This is a genomic window from Methanobrevibacter sp., from assembly GCF_045116495.1.
In the GTDB taxonomy this organism is placed as follows: Archaea; Methanobacteriota; Methanobacteria; order Methanobacteriales; family Methanobacteriaceae; genus Methanocatella.
Map to the genome: position 1 here is coordinate 1 of NZ_JBGULU010000156.1, position 20,757 is coordinate 20,757.

The following is a 20,757-nucleotide window of genomic DNA, read 5'->3' on the forward strand; positions in this document are numbered from 1 at the left end:
AACAAACCTCTTTCAGATGGAGAATCATCCTGTTTTAAAATGTTAAACAGAAATTCCATATCCTTTAAATTCTCATTATTAACAGCAGCTTCCAGAATGCCTGTATTTGTATTATTTTCAATGAGTTCTTTTAAGACAACTTCGTCAGTAATTTTTTCAATGGCAAATTTGCGAACAATAAAATCTGAATGATTGCATGCTATATCAATTAGGGATTCCTCATCTTCTATGCTATTGATATAATCTTCAATTTCCTTTTCTGAGTTTAGATACCATTTAGGCATTTGAGAAAGATTAGTATATTTAAATGTGCTTTCAACATTTACATAGCTTTCTATATTCCAATCATGCAATGCATAAATATTTTCCAATGAACTGCACTCCCTAAACATCTCAAACATATTTTCGATGTTGTCTAATTTCCAATCTCTTAAGTATGAAATGTCCTTTAAGTTAACACATCCATGAAACATTGATTCCATAGTTTCTACATTGCCAACATTCCAAGATTTTAGACCTTTTAATGAAGTTAAATTTTCACAAAGTGCAAATGTTCCCTGCATATTTTCCACATTGCTTACGTCCCATGATTCCAATGGAGAAATATCAGACAGGAGTATGCAATTTTGAAATAATCCTCCCATTGATTTTACATTTGAAACATTCAAATCATCTAAAAAAGAAATATCATTTAATGAATAGCAATTAAAAAACATTCCTTTAATAGATTTTAAATTAGAGCTATCCCATGAATGCAGACCTAAAATGTATTTTAAGGAATTACAGTTTGAAAACATTAAAGATAAATCGGAAATCTTATCTGAAATTCCTTTAACAATTATGGATTCAAGAGATACTAGATTGGAATAATTACCTGAAAGAAGTAATCTGTCGGATAAGTCTTCACTAACATACAAGACTTCACTTTTATCCTTGACATCACTCCAACTAGTTAAATTAGTCCCATCCTTTAAGATTATAAGGACATCCAAGTCCCCCAAATCATAAATGCTAGAAGTTGTAGTGTTTAATTTTTCAAATTCCTTAAAATACCTATTTCTTATATCTTCATCAAGATCAGGATTGTTAATCATGACCAATTTTGTTCCTAAAAATTTTACAAAAGGGTTTTCCTGTTTTGAAAGATATTTTTCAAGATTATCAATCAGTTCAACTAATTCATCATAGGCTGAATCACCATCTCTTGCAAAATTTGCCCAGTAATGCAGATCATTATTTATATCTTTAATGAACTCCTCTGCGAATTTTACAGTACTATCACATATGACCTTTTCGCCTACTTTAACATCTTCATTGAATGTAAATGTATAATACCATCCTTCAGCATCAAAAGTTACATTCTGACTCTCTCCACTTTCAAAATATTCAAGTAAAGCTTCAAATACCATAAATGGAAAATCATCAATGTAAGATACCCTATCATAAAAATTTGGCAAATCCCATTCAACCCATCCAAAATGTGGTTGTGTAATCATGTTTATTCCTCCAAACTATCTAAATTAATATTTTTAAATTCCAATAAATTATTAAATATTTAACTACATTCATATTGTTTTCTTCACTGCCCTACTGAAAATCTCTGTTAAACCAATATAGTTTTTCTATTATCCATTTGAATCCATATCATCATTGGAATTATCTATAGTCATTCCCAGTAATGCAGCAACCAGGAACCATGAATATGCCTCTTCATCAATTGGCTCATATTCTGTAAGTCTTTTATTATATTCCTCCTGTGAAAAATCATCTAAAATTGTTTTAACTAACTCAACATCAAATCCTTTAGCCATTAATAATGCTGCCGCAACCAAATTAGCATCTTTAGGAAATCTTTGAGCCCATACTGCAAACTTCAAGATCAATACAGGACTTTGACCTTCAAAATCCTTATTTTCTAACATTTCTTCAAATATTTCTTTGAAATCCCTTGCATAATCATCATATCCTTCAGGAAATTCAGTGCTGGATTCACCTTCACCAGATTCAACAGTTACCGTTTCATTTTCTTCATCATTAGATCATTCATCATGAACAGCATCATTTTCATACGGCAGTACAGGCTGTGTCTCATCAACTTTCAAACTTTCGTCAACAATATCACAGTCATTGATTTCTGTTTCAATTAATTTTAATTCCCCTTTATTTACAATAACATTACCTTTTTCTGCAGTATTGTTTTCAAATTTGGAGTTTGAAATTTTCAGTTTTGATGATTTTGTTGCATCAAATACTCCTGCAGAACCATCAGCAGAATTGCCTGTGAATTCTGTATCGCTGATGTTAATGTCACCCATAGTGTGAATCACTCCACCGTCAACCTTAGCGTGGTTATCCTTAAACAAGGATTTTTCAATGCTGATTACAGAATCAGGCAAAACAATCATTGCTCCACCATTTTTCCCACAGCTATTTTCCATGAATTCTGATTCGGAAATATCTAATTTTCCATTGTTGTAGATTGCGCCACCGAATCCCTGAGCATCAGATGGTAAAATTATACCTGGGCAATAAATATCAAAATTTACACTGTTTTTTGTGAATTTGCTTTTTATAATTTGCAAATCGGATGTGAAAGTTGCTGCTATTGCACCTCCGACACCACCTGAAGAATTATTTTCAAATTCACAATCGGAAATAATCATCTTTTCGTCATTAATGATTGCACCACCCAATTCAGATGAGGCATTATTGCAAAACTTACAGTTTTCGAATTTAACATCACCAATGTTTGAAATTGCACCACCCATTTGTGAAAATGCATTTTTAAACACGAGATTTTTAATTGTAACTTTCTTTGCATCAATTTTGAAAATTGAAACCTTCTCATCAGCATCAATTAAATGGTTTTGACCATCAATCACCAAATCATCCACATCGATTTTGATTCCCTCTTTGTACTCTTCAGCTTCACCATCCTCCAGACAAACATCTGATGTTAATGTGACAGTATCTTTATCAGAATGGATTAATTCATCCAATTCCTTAAATGTCCTAGCTGGAAACTCTACAAATTCCAAAACATCTTGCAGAATCATATATAACTGATTATAAGACCCCTTATCGGTTGCACCTTCCCTGCTTATGCGATTTAGATAATTGTCCCTAATATCTACAGGATCCAATGTCAAAACATTTACAATAACATCCGCCATGACGAAATTTGATTCATTTGACCATATTTCTCTCCAGATTTCAAGAAATTCACCCATTTCATCATGCAATTTATTCTGGACGGTAAATTCCTCATCATTGAATTTAGGGAAGTACTTCAGAAATTCACGTGCAAATTCATGCTGTGTTAGCTCCCGCACCCAGTCCATTTCACCATTCAGGTAATGTATATCACCACCAGCAAATGGAATATCCGCTTGTTGGTCCTCCAAACAGTACACCTTTCCGAAATGAGTAACATTAACTGTTGAATCTTTAAAATTACAATCTTTAATTACTGTTTGACATTTTGGAGCAATGTCTGATTGGTAAAATGTTGAACTTTTCAAAACGAGATTACCCATGGAAGTTCCTTCGATAGATGTTTCATCAATACGAGGATTAAAAAATTCACAGTCAATAACTATAAGAGAACTTTCAACACTTTTAATATCACTAGCTCCTTCAAATGAAGCATTGTTTCTAAATTCAGAGTTGATAACTGTCAAGGAAGACAATTCATCGTTTAAAATAGCACCCGCATATTTGCCACCGACATTGCCGATGAATTTGCAACCGTCGATATTTACTTCACAGAAGTTTACAGAAATTGCACCTACACTATGATCAGCATTATCCCTGAAAGTACACTTGTAAAATGACAATTTGGATTCAAATGCTGATACCGCACCCCCTTTCAGGCTGCTGAACATTGAAGTTATTGAATTACTGACAGGTTTTGGTGTCGCATTTATGATAGTAATATTTTTAAATGTGACCTTTTTATTTTCAATGTTAAAAATACGTGCCTTGCCTTTTGCGTCAATCTGATAGCCATTACCATCGATTGTTAAATCATCAGTTTTGATTTCAATTCCTTCACCATATACCAGTTCTTCGGAATCCTCCAAAGTAATATCAGAAGTCAGTTTGACTTCATTTTTGCCTGAATTGACCAAATCATCCAGATATTTGAAATTATTGCTTTTCTGTAGTCTTCTTAAAATCCTATCTTGAAATGTCATTTTTCTGCCTCAAAAATCATTTATTCTTCTTATTCCATTCACAAACCTTATAATCATCCCCACAAATAGCTGCATAATATAACTTGTCAAATCCTTCACTATATCTCGGATATTCAAGCTTTGCATAGGTTGCCCTGATGCCAACATTGGGAATACAAGCCTTGCCTTCACGTTTAGAGTTCCTTGAAAGACAATCCCCTATTGATGATTTGAAATAATATCCATGAATTTCATAATCTTCATCTTTCAGGGCATCAAAATACCTTTGCCTATCTGCACGTGTCGGATTTGTATTGTCAACGACAAATGAATTTCCATTTTCAATGCATTTGCTCAAGAGTATTTTTTCCCTTTTTCTCTTTTTCAATGTATCCAAGTTAATGTGAACATAATCAGAGAAATATTTACGGTAGAATGTTGATTTACCGCTTGCCTGAATTCCTATGAAAATTACAGCTATTTTTTGATTCATATATTCTTTTAAGCATAATCTATTAAAGTCTTTAATTCACCTTCCAAATCTTAATCATTAATCTGATAATTTAAAAAAAACACAACACCTAAGAGTCATAGCTTTTTCCTTGAATCTTTAATGTATTTTCACACAGGTTAGGTATTATTATCCCTCCCTTTTTCCACTCGCTTAAATCTATCTGTATGAGACTATTTAAGTCATGTAAAGAAAAAGCTTTAATGTCAACTGTTAGGATTTACGAAACCAAAAATGGTTGAATATACTGCAAGAGAACATTCATCATTTAACTAGCAATAGTAAATAATAGTAACATTCTTAATCATTATTTACATTAACAGCAAGGATATGAGATTTTGAAGGTAATTTGAAATGTAGATATATGAATCACTGAGGATAGTGTAACATCAAAAACATATTTAATCATTCTATCTTTCAAATCTAGATTAAATGTGCAATCTAATTTTTAAAGTTATATTTTTCTACATAAACTAAAATTTACCATTTTCAAATTTTACAATAAATCAATTCTACACCAACATCATTATCTTGAATCCAATGTTGTTTAATAATTCATATAATTCAAAAAAAAAAAGTAGTTCAACCGTTTTTTATAGAAATCTTTAATCCGTTTAGAATCAATATGTTAAAATACTAAATCAATTTAAATTAAATATTCTACCCAATCTACACTTTACTGAGTTTTTTCAAATATTTCAATGAATTTCAATAATTTTTTAAAAATGAGGTATTAAAAACCACTTCATATGTTTCTCATAACATGAACTACAAACCTCAATATATTAATCATTTCAAATAATAATAAACATCATTTTATCAAATTTATGTTATGGTGAAAATTCATCCATATATTTTTCAGCAAATTCATTGACAGCCCTATGCATCTCAAATGACACATTATTATGTAATTGTTTATACCATTCATGTAATTCTTTATTTGTAGGTTTCAAAGTTTCTGCAGTTTTTTTTATTTTGTACTGTGTCTCCATATCTAAAACAGGAGCAACTTGACCGTTAATTTTTACTCTCCTTAATTGCTCTAAATATAACCCCGCCCAATATAAGTTTGCATCTGAAGGATCATTTTCAGCCCATTCATCAAATATTGGATATAGTTCTAAAAATCTTATGTTATCTACAGCACCTTTAAATTTTGATGCATAATCCACTTTGTCATTTACAGTTTTATTTTTTTTAAATCTATTAAATAATCCCATATCTATCTCTCCTAAAAAAATATCTTAAGATATACTAATTAGATGAGGTTAATCTCAGAATCGCAACATCTTCTATAAATTTACAGTCTGAACCAATATTACACTCAGAATTTTCATTAAAAACAATGGATCCTGGTGTTTCTGCATTATTTAAATCAAATAATGAATTAATAATATTTAATTTAGCTTTATTTTCATTTACAATAGAACCCCCCAACGAAGAATAATTCTGTCTAAATGTTGAACCTTCAATTGACATATTACCATCATTTAAAATAGCTCCTGCTTTAGATTTAGAGTTATTTTGTTTTAATAATGAGTTAACAATAAGCAATTTCTCTGAACCGGAATTATAAATAGCTCCACCATATTTCCCAACATTATTCAAAAATTGAGATTTGCATATGTTTAAGTTATTTTTATTTAAAATTGCGCCTCCAAATCCTTTATTTGCTTCATTTTTAATAAATGAACAATCAGTTATATTCATATCGCCCAAATTAGATAAAACACCCCCATTTGATGAAAAACTATCATAAAAAGAACAAGATGATAGTTCAAATTTGCCTCCCATGTTATATAAACATCCGCCTTGATTTTTAGAATAATTATATTTAAAAATGGAATTATAAACATTAGATTTGCCTAATTTATTTGTAAGAATGCTTAAAAATTTAGTTCCGTTATCTAAAAAAAAGGAATAAATACAATCGACATTCCCATTTTCATTGCAAACAATAAACTCATTAGAGCGATTATTTATAAACTGAGATTCACAAATCTCTACTTTAGCATCATTCATAATTATACCTCCATTTTTTAAAGAATTATTTGAAAAGGTACAATCAGAAATATTTAATACATTATTATTTTGAATAATTGATACATCATTAAAAGCTTTAAAATTATCAAATTTACAATTTATAAAAGAAATTGAACCATTATTCTCAATTATTGAAAAATCTGCAGAGTAACAATTCTTAAAATAAATATTTGAAAAAGTAATATTTTCACCAGAAATTTTAAATAACTTGCTTATATTTTTACCATCAATCTCAAAACCATTACCCTCAATAGATACATTATCTTTACTAATTACGATGCCTTCAATATATTCTTTATCCTTTTTAACATCAAAAACTATGTTTTTTTCCAATTTGATAGTATTCTCATTCAATAATTTATCATTTAAATAAGAAAATGATTCAAATTGTTTATTATCCCTATTTTCATTAATAAATCCTATATTTAATACTATATCCAATTCACCATCATAATTAGTTATAACCATGTTTCCATTATTAAAAAATGGTTCTAGCCCATCTAAATTAATATTAAGAATATTAGGGTTATTTATAGAACTTTCACCATAATTGCAAATCAAATCAAACATTTTAGATTTATTATTTTCAAAACGGTCATTTAAAGAACTAAAGACAGATTTATTATAAATCACACCACCATAAGAGTCTGAAACATTTTCTTGGAACACAACATTTTCAGTTGACAAATTTCCATTATTTAATATTGCACCACCATCATCTTCAGAATAATTATTTATAAAAGTACAATCTATTAACTTTAAAGAAGCATCTTTAACAATTCTTATAGCTCCTCCACCATTAGTATGTTGATCAAAACGACTAAATAATTTTCCGTTTTTAAAAGTAATATTTTTTAGAGTGATATTTTTACCTAGAATAGAAAAAAATCTTCCATTGGAATTCGCATCAATAGTTATTCCATTGCCATCAATAACTAAATTATCTTTAATCAGCTCAATTCCACCTTCATAAAAATCAATTTCACTGTTTTCTAGAAAAACATCCTCTTCTAAAAAAATTGTTTCATCATTATTTAAAATCAACTCATCCAAATCATAAAAAGAAAATCTTTCTTGAATAATAACTTTTCTATTATCTATAGTGCCATTATTTTCAATTATATCTTCATTTTCTATTTTTATAACCATGTGCCCATAATTTAAAATTGTTTTAAATTCATTTGAATTTTTAAAAATTGAATTGAATAAACTCAGTTGTCTTTCATTGCATATATCTGCAGAAAAGTCATTCATCGAAGAATTATTTTCAAAATGAACATCATTAATATTACATTCAGCACCTAAATTACAAATTGTAGATAATATTGAATAATTATTATTAAAGTTACCTCCGGAAATATATAATTCTGCATTATTTCCATTCATTAATAACGCTTTTGAACTAAGATTATAAAAATTAGAATTAATAATATTTAAAGAACCCTCATTTAGAATATTATAACAATCAACATTTACTCTATCATCATCAAAAAATTCGCAATCAACTAGTTTCATATCAGATTCATTGAAAATATTTGAAGCATTATTAAAAGAATGATTATTATTAAATTTAACATCTTTTAAAGTTGTTTCACCAGAATTATATATTGTTCCCTTAGCAGCAGAATTATTTAAAAATGTAGTATCAAAACAATTTAATACTGCTGATGATACCGAATATATTGCACCACCCAATATGGCATTATTATTTTCAAATACAGTTCCATCATTTATAATCATATAATAAAAATTACAAATAGTTCCATCACGTGATTCATTTTTTTCAAACCTACAATCACTTACAGTCATATCTCCATCATTAAAAATAGCACTCCCCGATGGGAAATATAAGTTATCCAAATCTAGATTATTATACTCATCTAAGCATTTATTTTCTAAAAAATTTGAACCAAAGACTTTGCCTTTACCCATATTATTTGCTATTGAACCCCCAATAAATGAAAAATTACTTAAAAAATCACAATCAGTGAAATTAAAAAATCCCTTATCATAATTATTTATTACCCCTCCAAAAGTAGAAGAATTATTAGAAAATATATTTTTAACAGATGTTAAATTTCCATTATTTGAAATACATCCACCAATATCTGAAGAATTATTTTTAAAATTACATTCATTCAATATTAAAGAGTCTAAATTCATAATGGCTCCAGCTTCTTTAGCACTATTTGATTTGAAATTACAACTTTCCAAAGACATTTCAGAATAAGAAAGAATAGCTCCTCCACCAGCAAGAGCATTATTATTAATAAAATCACACCTTTTTAAAAATAATTTTCCATCATTATAATTTAATATAGCTCCTCCCGATTCATTAGCAACATTATCTTCAAAAATACATCCTTCTAAATCCAAATAACCATTATTTAAAATACATCCGCCATTTATTGCACTATTTTTAATAAACATTGTATTCTCAATTGACAAGACACTAGTGTTAACTATTGCGGCACCAGCTAACTTAGGATTTATATTATCTTCAAACGTGCAATTAAGAATTTTTAAGCTAGAATTATCTTCAACAGTTATTGAAGCGACACCATTTATATTTTTTCCATTTTTAAAAAATATATTTTTTAAAGTAATATCATGACCTTTAATAATAAAATGATTTGTTTCATGATTTGCATCAATAACAAATCCATTTCCATCAATAACTAAGCCATCAACATCCAATTTAATACCAAGATTATATAAATTATCTTTTAACGAATCAAAAGTAAAGTCTGAATCTAAAATTATCTCTTTTCGACCACTATGAACTAAATCATCTAAATCAATGAAACTTTTTTTAGAATTGAAATAATCTGCATCTGAATTTTTTTCATCAGAATGATTATCATTCTGAGTTTCATCATTTTTACTTAATGCTTTTTTAATATTATTAAAAAATCCCATAAAAAACCTCAAAATAATAATCTAAATTATAATAATCCTATTTTTGAAGAACAAAATCATAATCCAGCAGGGGTATTATAGAACCGTCCCCTAATATTTCATCAATCATTTGAGGTTCCATTCTGCCAAAATTTACTAAAACTGTTTTAGTCATTGATTTATACCAATCATATAAAAAAGCATCAAGAGGTACGGAGTTTTTACCTCTTTGCATATATTCAATAATTTCAGGATTAGGTAATGCATGAGCAAATGAAATAACAACTGCTAATTGAAAATTCGCATCAATGAAACAATTACTTTCCCACGCTTTTAATAAATCCAGAATATACTTTTGTAACTTTTGACGACGATTTACATCGGCATTTCTAGAATCATGTTGTATATCCTGATAAACTTTTGCAAAATCCTTACACTTCAACTGATCTATATCAGGATATTCAAATTCATCTTTTTTTTTAAATCTATTAAATAAACCCATAGTTTCACCATTTTTTAATTTTAAAATTCAAAGAACCTTACATTACCTAAAGCATCTCCGACAACCAATTTGTCATCTTTAATACCAATTGAGGTTGCAAAAATATCTAAGTAATATGTATATTTGCATTCTTTAGAATCAATATCCCAGAATTTTATGGTATTGTCTTTACTTAGACTAATCAATTGAGATTCATCAACATAAAGATTGGTTATGTCCTTTTCATGGGCATCTAATTTTACAGGATTACTTAAATCCAAATCCAATATGACTATGGATCCGTTTTCATAACCTGCAATTACCTTATCTCCAGAAATTCTAATCTTGGTGACAGGAGATGCAATTTGACTGAAAGTCTCTCCACTTGGATATTTTACAACATTTCCATCTTCAAATCCTACAAATATCTCATCGGAGTCAAATTTAGTAGCCAATGTGGTTGCAACATTATCAAATTTAGTTTGATTGGTTGATAATCTATCTTTTTCAATGAAAATGACACCTGACTTATTCTGAGCAATGTCAATAATTTCTTCAGAATTAATTGTTTCATCTTCAATTTCCAATTCGATAGCTTTATTCTCTTCTGTTTCAACAGGACTCCACATTTCATCAGTAATCTTGCAGGTAGCTATTTTATAAATCTTTTTATCATTTTCATCGGTTTTTACACCTGCAAAGACCAATTTTGAATCTTCACGGTTATATGAAATTGAATTGCATCTGAAATCGTTTGAATATTTGTTGATGAATTCTTCATTATCCAAATCCCATGTGAAAATCTCACCATTATCTGATGCGGTTATCATGTGACTGCCATCGATTTTGATTGACAATACGGATTCTGCATGCCTTACATTACGATCTGCTTCAACCTTTTTATTCAAATCTATGATGCTTACATCATTGTTTTCATTTCCAACAATGACCCATCTATGTTCATCGTTAATGTGATAGTCTATTGCAGTAGGTGATTTGATACCTGTCTGAATATCTATTACTTTATCAAATTGAGGACTTGCCGGCTGTGGAATATCCCAAACCCTCATTACACCCATATCTGAGATGGTTATAATTTCATTTTCATCTTCCAATGTTTTTGCCTGCATGAATTTATCATTTGGGCTGCAGACACGTTCTTCAGCAATACTTTCTCCACCACCGGAGTTCTTAAGGGTGTTCCAGAATTTCATCTGTCCGTTTTCTGAAATCAGTGTTAAAAATCTTTTGTTCAATCCCATGAACCTTATCTCTTCAGAGGAATCTATTTTGGTAGATGAATCATCCTCATCATTTTGTTGATGGTGTTTATTGTATGCCTTTCTCATTTCATACACGTCCCATCCGTCAACTTCACGTTCATCACAAACAAGAATCGCTTCGTTTCTTCTTGGAACCAGGATTTGATTGTAGTTTTTAGCATCAATATCTTCTCGTCTACGCTCTTTTGTTTCCAAATCAATTGAATATACTCCTGAATGTGAAACTGCATATATTTTTCCATATGTGTCAGAAACATAGATATCCTTGAGTTCTGATTCAGAATTGATATTAGGGAAGTCTTCTGTATCACGGGTGGTCAAATTCCATCTTTTAATATCCCCACTGCCTCTTGCAACATATAGCTGACCATCTTTTAGAATTATCTTAGCAACATTTGAATCGGTTTTTTCAAGATTTTCAAATGTGTTGGCATCAATATCATACAGGCTCAATGCTCCATCAGAACTTCCGAACAGGATCTTATTGTCATCATTGAATCCGATGGCAGATGAACTTTTATTACCGTCAGGCAGCAATCTTTTGATGATTGAGCTTTTTGGAGAATACAGTATGCCACTTGTCGGTTTTATGCGCATATCTTCACTGCTTTGCAAATCATCAAGCAAATCTTTGATTTTTTCATCATTAATTTCATTCATCCTTCCCCAGAATTGAGTTGGAAGTTCATGTGAATCATTCATCAATACAGGTGAAGATAGCTCCAATGCCCTTTTAATGAGATTTAAAGGATGGTCTTCATCGTCACCCAAATTAAGATAATTATAATCAGAAATTAAACTGTAAACATCATTAGATGAATACAATTTGTTTTTTATAAATGAATATGATGAAAGTATTTTTTTCAATTCTTCAGTTTCATTTGATTCATTCAAATAGTATGGGAGCTCCATATAAGGCCTTGCAACTTTAGAATCTTCATTAACCTTATTTCTGAAGTAGTCTGTTAAAAGTTTTATATTGTCATCATAATCATCTGCATATTTATTTCTGGCAGCTTCTCTGAATTTTTCATAGAAAAAGTCGTGACGTTCTTCTTTTCTTGCCATGAATGGCCTTACCTGTCTTAAGTTTAGGTTGACACTGGCTCTGACATCATCTTCGTTTAAGTTATATTTGTCTTTAAGGACAGTGACTATTTCTTCTTCGGACAATCCACCATCACGTGAAGTGGCAAGAAGTGAAAATAGAGGTTTTGCTATTTCCAAATTATCTCCGCGAACTTTTTCGTCTTCTTCCAATCTTTCAAATACATGCGTAAATGCAGTAAATGGAGAATCACCAAAGCTTGTAATTTCATCTTTAAGCTGGTCAAATGAACCGAATACTCTTAACTCGGCAAGCAGGATTTTTAAGAAAAGAGGGTTTGTAGATCCTTTGAAGTTGCAGATTTCATGTATTTCCCGTTCATCCAGTTCTTTTAAGTAATTGCTTAGATATGATTTGATAATTTCATTTTTCTCAGCATCCAATTCGTTTAACTCTATTTCTTTGGATACATTATTGAAAGTAAAATCAGTCTTTTTAACACCAATAACAGTTTTGGATGGATATTTTATATCGTTTAATTCTTTTAATAACATTGAATCATTGCTCATTAAATCAACAATGACAATCTCATCATCAGACAGTTCACTGATATGGCTTTCAAGTTTGGATTTGATACTTTCGGCATTGCCCGAAATTTCGCATACATCAAAAATTGTCTTTTGACGGCCAAATTTACTAACTGATTTTTTAAGCTTGTCACTAGGACATGCTGATTTTTCATTATAACTACATCTGAAGTTTTTGACATTGCCTGTGTACTTGTCATTGAAAATATGGAAAATCAAGGATTTGTCATATGTCAAATCAGAATTGACTACACAAATGCCATTGTCTCCGCCATCTGCATAATCTGTAATCTCATTAACAATGTTGGCAATGGATTTTTCTTTTTCATGGTCCAATTTGTCTAATACAAAGCTGGACTCATCTGAAATTGTGTTTTTCTTTTTGATGATTTCAAGTTTATCATGATATTTGATATCCTTTTCAATTTCTTCTTCACTTTTATCATCAGTATCTTCAATATTGACTTCTTTAACACTTATGATAAGTTTTAAATTTTCTGGAAGCTCACCAAACCAGTTGAGCATTTCCATGCCATCTTCCATCTGGTTTATAGCATCAATAACTATTACAACATCCTCATCTTTTGCTATTTCTTTTAAGATATCATTAATGTTTCTTCTTAAGTCAACGATATTTTTAGGATAAATCTCCTTATTGTCAATTCCTGCTTCATCAATTATAGATTTCCATAGAGAATATGTTCGTGAACTTAAATCAGATCCTCCACAGAATCTTTTATATAACCTTTTATTTTTATAATCATCAACATTGTAAAAATTATTTGCGAAAGCCGCAAGAAGCATTGTTTTACCCAACCCCGCTTCTGCACTGACGAGACAGATTTTATTATCATCGCTTTTCACATATGCATCTAATTTATTTGTATATGTTTCACGTGGAACAAAACCTTCACTGTTATTGTGACAGAAGTTTTCCTGCTGGTCAAGCTCATTGGCTAATTTTTTATCATCCTCAGACATGTCAACGGAAGGTTGGACTTTAATGATTTCACTGTCTTCGTTTTCATAGATTTCAGGATTTTTATTGGCAATTTTCTGAATATGGTCTTTAAATTCCATTTCAAACTGTTTCTTGAACTCGGAAATGATGACTTCCTTAAGCGGTTTATTGTCACATTCAAAATCAGTTAATCTACCTTTTCCTTCACCAAACTTATAATGTGAAAGTTCCGGAAGCAATAAATCTTCATCCCATCTTCCTTTGTAATCATTGATGACAACATGAATCTTTTTATTATCATCAAGATTTTCATTAGCAGTGTTGGCTTCAGATTGCTTTTCCTTAATTTTTTTAGCATATTCTACCAATTCATTTTCATGGATATTGAATTCCACTTCGTTTTTAGCTTTAATTTCATCAATAGTTTCCTTAATTATAGGTTCATTAAAGGACTCGTAAAATTGGTCAATTCCTATATCTCTATATTGATAATTATCTAATTTGTCTAATACTTCCTCATATAATTTTTCGTCATTATCTCTTATGTCATGTGTAATTTCTTTGTACAATCCAGGATTTTTAAATTTCAATTCGGCAATAATACACAAATTATTATCTTTTGTAGGGTTTCTAACCAAATCATCAAACAGATAATTGTAAAATTCACAGTCATTATATTGGAAATCATAAATTAATTCAGACACAAATTCAGGATATTCAATTCCATTGTTTGCAAATTCAACTTTAATTTCATTTAAAATCTTATCATGAAGGTCTTTACCCTGTTCATCTTTGCTTTCATTTAATTCATCCATTACTTTTGAAATGGCAACTTGTTTCAGATAATCATTAGTATAAATTAACCTTTGTTTTGGAGAAAGAATATTATTCTCTTTTTTAGCATATTCTCCGTTTCTGAAAAAGAAAATGGAATGTCTGCACTCACCCTTTTCTTTCTCATCTTCATCAATTAAAATTTCTAATGGCCTAAGCAAAGCATGTTCAATTTCCATTTCAGTAGCAGATCTATCCTTTAAATGTCCCATTTCATATTTTTTCTTAGTTTCTTCACTGATGTCCTTATTAAAATTAGGAACCCAACCTCTACGTTGGCCTAAAAAACATAAGAAAAATGGTTTACTTTTATCAACGTGACGAAGACAAGTTTCAATGGTTTTACTGTTACTTGAATCCTCTTCAGTTACACCCCATCTCAAATCAATGTCTGTTAAACGAATGTGGCGCTTTTCACACCATTCTGTAAGTTCAGGAAAAACTTCTTTTACAAGATAATCCCTTTCTGCATGCATATCATTGAATGTACTACTAATAAATACTATTGCATCTTTCCATGTGTCTGTGTTTTCCATAAAAATCCCGCTAAAAATTTTGTGAAGTATTATATACCAAAATTATATGAATTATTATCTATTTTTTTAGATATTTAAATATAGATATAAAGAATTTCATTTACTCATGATATATTTTTACAAAAAAAAGAATTGAACAATACATTTTACAGAAAATATTGCATAAAGCTAGAGTTTTTTTAATTTTGTTATTGTTATTTTTTGTTTTTATAATAAAAAAAAGATAAAATTGATTAAATTTTATCTAATGCCTGGTCCACATCAGCCAGAATATCCTCAATATCTTCAATACCAACAGAAAATCTTATTAAATCCGGAGTTACGCCAGTAGATAACTGTTGCTCTTCAGACAATTGGGAATGTGTAGTTGATGCAGGATGAGTAACCAATGACTTTGCATCACCTATGTTTGCCAAAAATGAAATGAGTTCAACATTTTCAATGAATTTTAATGCTCCTTCATAGCCTGCATTAAGGCCAAATGAAACGATTCCACCATAACCCTTTTCAGCATATTTTTTAGCCACTTCATGGTTTGGAGATGATTCCAAACCGGAATATGTTACCCATGCGACCTTAGGATGAGCTTCCAAATGCTCTGCAACAGCCATTGCATTTGAAGCATGCCTTTCAATTCTTAAGCCTAATGTTTCAAGACCCTGCATAAGTAAAAATGAATTGAATGGAGATGGAACTGCACCGGTATCCCTTCCAACAACTGCTCTGATTCTGGTTGTAAAGGCAGCTCCTTTAAATTCTTCAGCAAATACCAATCCGTTATATGTTGCATCAGGTTCGGACAATGTAGGGAATTTTCCGTTCATCCAGTTAAAATCACCCTTTTCAATGATAATTCCACCTAAAGTTGTACCATGGCCTCCAATGTATTTTGTTGCAGATGACGCAATAATGTCTGCTCCATGGTCAAATGGCCTAACTGAACCTATACCAATAGTATTGTCAGCAATTAAAGGAATATCATGAGAATGTGCAATTTCAGCCAATTTGTCAAAATCAGGAATGTCCAATTTTGGGTTTCCAATTGATTCCACATAAATCGCACGAGTCCTATCATCAATGGCTTTTTCAAATAATTCCGGAGATTGTGAATCCACAAATGTTACTGTACGGCCCAATTCCTCCAAAGTATTTTCAAAAAGTTCATAGGTTCCGCCATACAGGTTATCGGCAGATACTATATTGTCTCCAACCTGAGTCAGGTTGATGATTGCGTAAAAAATAGCTGCCATTCCAGAAGCGGTTGCATATGCGGCAGTTCCCCCTTCAATAGCTGCCATTCTTTTTTCAAAAGCTTCAGTGGTCGGATTTGTAAGTCTTGTGTAAATGTTTCCGCCTTCCTTAAGTGCAAATCTGTTTGCAGCCTGCTGGGAAGACTCAAATACATAAGATGTAGTCTGATAAATTGGTGTTACTCTTGAACCGGTTTCATCAACTTCTTCCTGGCCCGCATGTACACCAATTGTTGAGATATTTTTTTTGTTTTTAAATTCATACGCCATAATAATCAAGTAATATTTCTGTAAAATTTAATATTTATATTAAGTGAAAAATTAAAATTTGAACTGAAAAACAAGATAGAAATACCCCTTGAAGGGGATGAAATTTTTAAAAAATAATTTATAATAAAAATGGAAAATATCAAGTTATTTCCCATTCAAAAACCAAACAGATCCTGTGCATCCAGCATCACATCTACAATGTGAACCTCGAAAGGACATCTGATTTCACATTCCCCGCATGCAATACATTCTGTTGCATTATATTTTAAGTTATTATAATGCTCTTGCACACTTGCAGGAACTTCATCATGATTTTTTGCAAGATCAAACAATTTGTTTACCATTGCAATATCAATTCCTGAGCTGCATGGCTGACAATGTCCGCAATAAGTGCATTGGCCCTTAAATGAATGTTTTGGAGCATTTTTCAATACTTGAGAATAGTCTTTTTCACTTTCGCTTGCACTGCAATACTTCAGGGATTCTGCAAGCTCATCAGGTGTTTTTACTCCAACAAAAATGCTTGAAACCCCTTTTTGCTCCAGTGCATAGTGAATACATTGAACTGGAGTTAAAGCCACACCAAATGGAGAAGTTTCATCTGCAAGCAGATTTCCACCTGCAAAACCTTTCATTACTGTTAATGCTGTGCCATTTTTTTCGCATAATTCATAAAGTTCTGCCCGTTTAGGATTGATGCTTGAAAACTCCCTGTCATAGGCATCTTCACGTCTATATTCTTCAATATCATCCATTGAACCGAACATGTCAAAAGCCGGATTAATTGAAAACATTAACAGTTCAATTTCAGGATTTTGGGCTGCCAAAAGGCCAATGTCCGGATTGTGTGTACTTAATCCAATGTGGGCTATTGTACCTTCACGTTTGAGTTTTCTTACATATTCAATAAACGGACCATTCATTATTTCATTATAGTCATCCAGTTGGTCAACATAGTGAATCATTCCAAAATCCAAGGTATCTATTTGAAATCTTTCCATAAAATCTTCAAATGCAGGAACAACCTTGTCCATTTCACGGGTTCTTACATACTGTTCGTTTTGCCATGTTGATCCTAAATGGCCCTGAATCACCCAATTTTCACGATTATCTTTTATTGCATTGCCCAAATGTGAGCGAACATCAGGTTCACTCATCCAGCAGTCTACAAAGTTAATTCCATTTTCTTCACAAGCTCTAATTAATTCTTCTGTATCTTCATATGGTCTTTCAACTAAAAATTCGGCACCGAAAGCAATTTCAGACACTTCAATGCCAGTATTTCCCAATTTCCTATATTCCATTAAATCCCTCTAATAAATATATAGATTATTATTTGTAGTTAAAAACTAAAAAAAGTATTGATATCAAAAATATAATTATTGATGAATGTAAATTGGCAACAAATCACTAATCCTAGCTTAAAAAAATAGTATAATGTGGTTTTTCAACCACGATTATAATAATCATTTATAATTGCGCCATCCCTAATTTCAATGGTTCTTTGAGCCAATCTTGCAACATCACGGTCATGAGTTACAATAATCAGAGTAGCTCCAACTGATTTTTGAACAAATCTTAAAACATCCAAAATTTTAGCGCCAGTATTTGTATCAAGAGCTCCTGTAGGTTCATCAGCAAGAATGATGGATGGGAAGTTAACCAATGCTCTTGCAATAGCTACCCTTTGCCTTTCACCACCGGACAGCTTATTCGGTTTTTGTTTTCTTTTATCCAAAAGACCTACAGCTTCAATGAAAAGCAATGCCCTTTTGTGCTTTTGCTTTTCCGAAAGACCTGAATCCATCAGAGGAAGCTCCACATTGTCCTGAACTGACAGGTTAGGTATCAGATTGTGAAGCTGAAATACAAAACCTATTTCATGACGTCTGAAATCACTTAAATCTTTTTGGGTTGACAAATCAACACCATTAATAATGACCTGACCTGAATCAGGACTATCAAGTGCTCCCAACATGTTTAAAAGTGTAGATTTACCAGAACCTGATGGACCAATTATCGATACGAAACTCCCCTTTTCAATGGACAGATTAATATTGTTTAAGGCAGTAACCGCACCCTTATCATATTGCTTTAAAACATTTTGCAACCGAATCAATTCCATTTTATCACCTATTCATACCTCAATGCTTCTGTAGGTGCAAGTTTAGATGCCTTATATGCAGGATACACTCCACCAACAATTCCAACTATGATTGTTATTCCAAATGCCAATATGAAAGTTTGAGGAGTATAAACCAAGGAAAAGCCATCAGTTCCAAAGAATTTAACTCCTAATTCAGCTATTAAAATTCCAAATAATGAACCGATTACACCTGATAAAATTGTCAATACCAAAGTTTCTCCCAAAATCATGATTAATATCTTTTTGCTTTTCCAACCGATTGACTTTAAAACACCAATCTCTTTTGTTCTCTCATATACTGCCATTATCATTGTGTTGATAACACCAATAGCTCCAACAATGATTGCAAGACCGGAAATAGCCAGTGAAGCCGAATCAAGAATTCCAATTACATTATCCAACATGGATGAAAGTTCTTCGCTTGTTAAAGTTGAAATATTTTCATATTTCTTTTCTATATTTTCACTAATTGCAGAATCATTGGCATTCTCAGATGTTTTGACAAGAATCGATGACACCTCTTCAGTATCAGTTATATTCTGAAGTTCATTTAAAGATACGTAAACACTGTTGTCCCTATACATGCTGCCCGTTTCATATATTCCCACAACATCAAACTCCGTTCCGTATATTGTCAGATTATCTCCAATGCTTATGTTGTTTCTTTCACAATAGTAACTGCCAACAATGGCCTGTGTTGAATTCTCCTCATAAGCAGACCCGTTTATATCCTTTATTCCGACCAGATTCAATTTACTTGAATCCAAACCATAAACTGTCATTCTAGCCAATGGACTTTGAGACGGCAGGGACGTGTTAACAATTTCTATAACCGACAGCTCTCCGGTTACATCCGAAACATTAGTCATATTCTTTATTTCATCAATTAATGAGGCATTTAAAAGTCCGGAACTGCCACCTATATTTGTTTCATTGGTAACTGTTATTTCCGCTCCACCTTCATTGAATGTGGTTTGAACAGAACTTTCCATTCCGGCAGTAATAAGACCTAATGCAACAATAGTTGCAATGCCTATAGCAATGCCTATGATTGAAAGTGCACTTCTTGTTTTATTTCTAAACGGATTTTTTAGTATTAGTGTAATGAATCTGATAGTAACAACTCCATCAAGTCTAACTGTACTTTATCAAATACTATTATTAAATTGAACATATATCTTTATTCCCTTTTAAATACAAAAATATATCCCAATTGTATTATAGAAAATTTACACAAAAATTTTTATTAAGTATAATCAATAATATTAAACATTAAAATAAAGGTGAAATAATGAATATTGCAATAATCGGTGCAACTGGAAAATTTGGAAGACCATTTACAGCTAAATTACTTGCAAAACCGGATTATCATTTGACATTACTTTCTAAATCTGCAGGTAACAGTTACGAAGACAGCTATAGAATTACGGCAAAAAATATCGATGCAACTAATATAAAAGACTTGAATAAGGTTTTGGGAGATCAAGATGTGGTGTTTTGTGCCGTTTCAGGTGTTGACCAGCCCATTATTGCAAGAAATCTTATCGAATTGAATCCTAAAAGACTAATTTATATGACAGTTGTTGGAATTTACAATGAGCTTTCCGAGGATAATGGCGGCGAGTACAATGTTGAAAATGAGCCTGAACAAATTCCAAACAGAAATGCAGTAGCCCTTATAGAGGGAAGCAGTCTGGATTATACAATTTTAAGATGCGGTTATCTGATTTATGG

13 protein-coding genes are annotated in these 20,757 nt (G+C 31.2%); 1 reads left to right on the forward strand and 12 read right to left on the reverse strand.

What is annotated here, in order from left to right:
* From ACJMLH_RS08245 to ACJMLH_RS08300, 12 genes are all read right to left on the reverse strand, one after another.
* Positions 1–1,496: BspA family leucine-rich repeat surface protein (locus ACJMLH_RS08245; protein ID WP_405276584.1), on the reverse strand; the 1,496-nt coding region annotated here is incomplete at its 3' end.
* 129 nt (positions 1,497–1,625) lie between these two features.
* Positions 1,626–1,922, reverse strand: coding sequence for a hypothetical protein (locus ACJMLH_RS08250; RefSeq protein WP_405276586.1), 297 nt, complete (start codon positions 1,920–1,922; stop codon positions 1,626–1,628).
* A gap of 117 nt (positions 1,923–2,039) precedes the next feature.
* Entirely contained in the window at positions 2,040–4,196 is a 2,157-nt protein-coding gene (locus ACJMLH_RS08255; RefSeq protein ID WP_405276588.1) for a pectate lyase-like adhesive domain-containing protein, read from the reverse strand.
* A gap of 16 nt (positions 4,197–4,212) precedes the next feature.
* Entirely contained in the window at positions 4,213–4,668 is a 456-nt protein-coding gene (locus ACJMLH_RS08260) for an AAA family ATPase (RefSeq protein WP_405276590.1), read from the reverse strand.
* Positions 4,669–5,516: 848 nt separating this feature from the next.
* A complete protein-coding gene (locus ACJMLH_RS08265; RefSeq protein WP_405276592.1) occupies positions 5,517–5,906 on the reverse strand; it encodes a hypothetical protein in 390 nt (129 codons plus the stop codon).
* A 34-nt stretch (positions 5,907–5,940) separates the two neighbouring features.
* Positions 5,941–9,648, reverse strand: coding sequence for a hypothetical protein (locus ACJMLH_RS08270; protein ID WP_405276594.1), 3,708 nt, complete (start codon positions 9,646–9,648; stop codon positions 5,941–5,943).
* Between the two features lie 37 nt (positions 9,649–9,685).
* Complete coding sequence (locus tag ACJMLH_RS08275; RefSeq protein WP_405276596.1) at positions 9,686–10,129, reverse strand: hypothetical protein; 444 nt, start codon at positions 10,127–10,129, stop codon at positions 9,686–9,688.
* Positions 10,130–10,149: 20 nt separating this feature from the next.
* Positions 10,150–15,357: a DUF4062 domain-containing protein gene (locus tag ACJMLH_RS08280; protein ID WP_405276598.1), complete on the reverse strand. Its 5,208-nt coding sequence runs from the start codon at positions 15,355–15,357 to the stop codon at positions 10,150–10,152.
* Between the two features lie 233 nt (positions 15,358–15,590).
* Positions 15,591–16,877 (reverse strand): O-acetylhomoserine aminocarboxypropyltransferase/cysteine synthase family protein, encoded by a 1,287-nt coding sequence (locus ACJMLH_RS08285; protein WP_405276600.1) that lies wholly within the window; start codon positions 16,875–16,877, stop codon positions 15,591–15,593.
* Between the two features lie 155 nt (positions 16,878–17,032).
* Positions 17,033–18,181, reverse strand: coding sequence for an aldo/keto reductase (locus ACJMLH_RS08290; RefSeq protein ID WP_405276602.1), 1,149 nt, complete (start codon positions 18,179–18,181; stop codon positions 17,033–17,035).
* A 143-nt stretch (positions 18,182–18,324) separates the two neighbouring features.
* Positions 18,325–19,002, reverse strand: coding sequence for an ABC transporter ATP-binding protein (locus tag ACJMLH_RS08295; RefSeq protein ID WP_405276604.1), 678 nt, complete (start codon positions 19,000–19,002; stop codon positions 18,325–18,327).
* Positions 19,003–19,010: 8 nt separating this feature from the next.
* Positions 19,011–20,138 (reverse strand): ABC transporter permease, encoded by a 1,128-nt coding sequence (locus ACJMLH_RS08300; RefSeq protein WP_405276608.1) that lies wholly within the window; start codon positions 20,136–20,138, stop codon positions 19,011–19,013.
* Between the two features lie 176 nt (positions 20,139–20,314).
* Here ACJMLH_RS08300 and ACJMLH_RS08305 point away from each other — a divergent pair.
* Positions 20,315–20,757: NAD(P)H-binding protein (locus ACJMLH_RS08305; protein ID WP_405276606.1), on the forward strand; the 443-nt coding region annotated here is incomplete at its 3' end.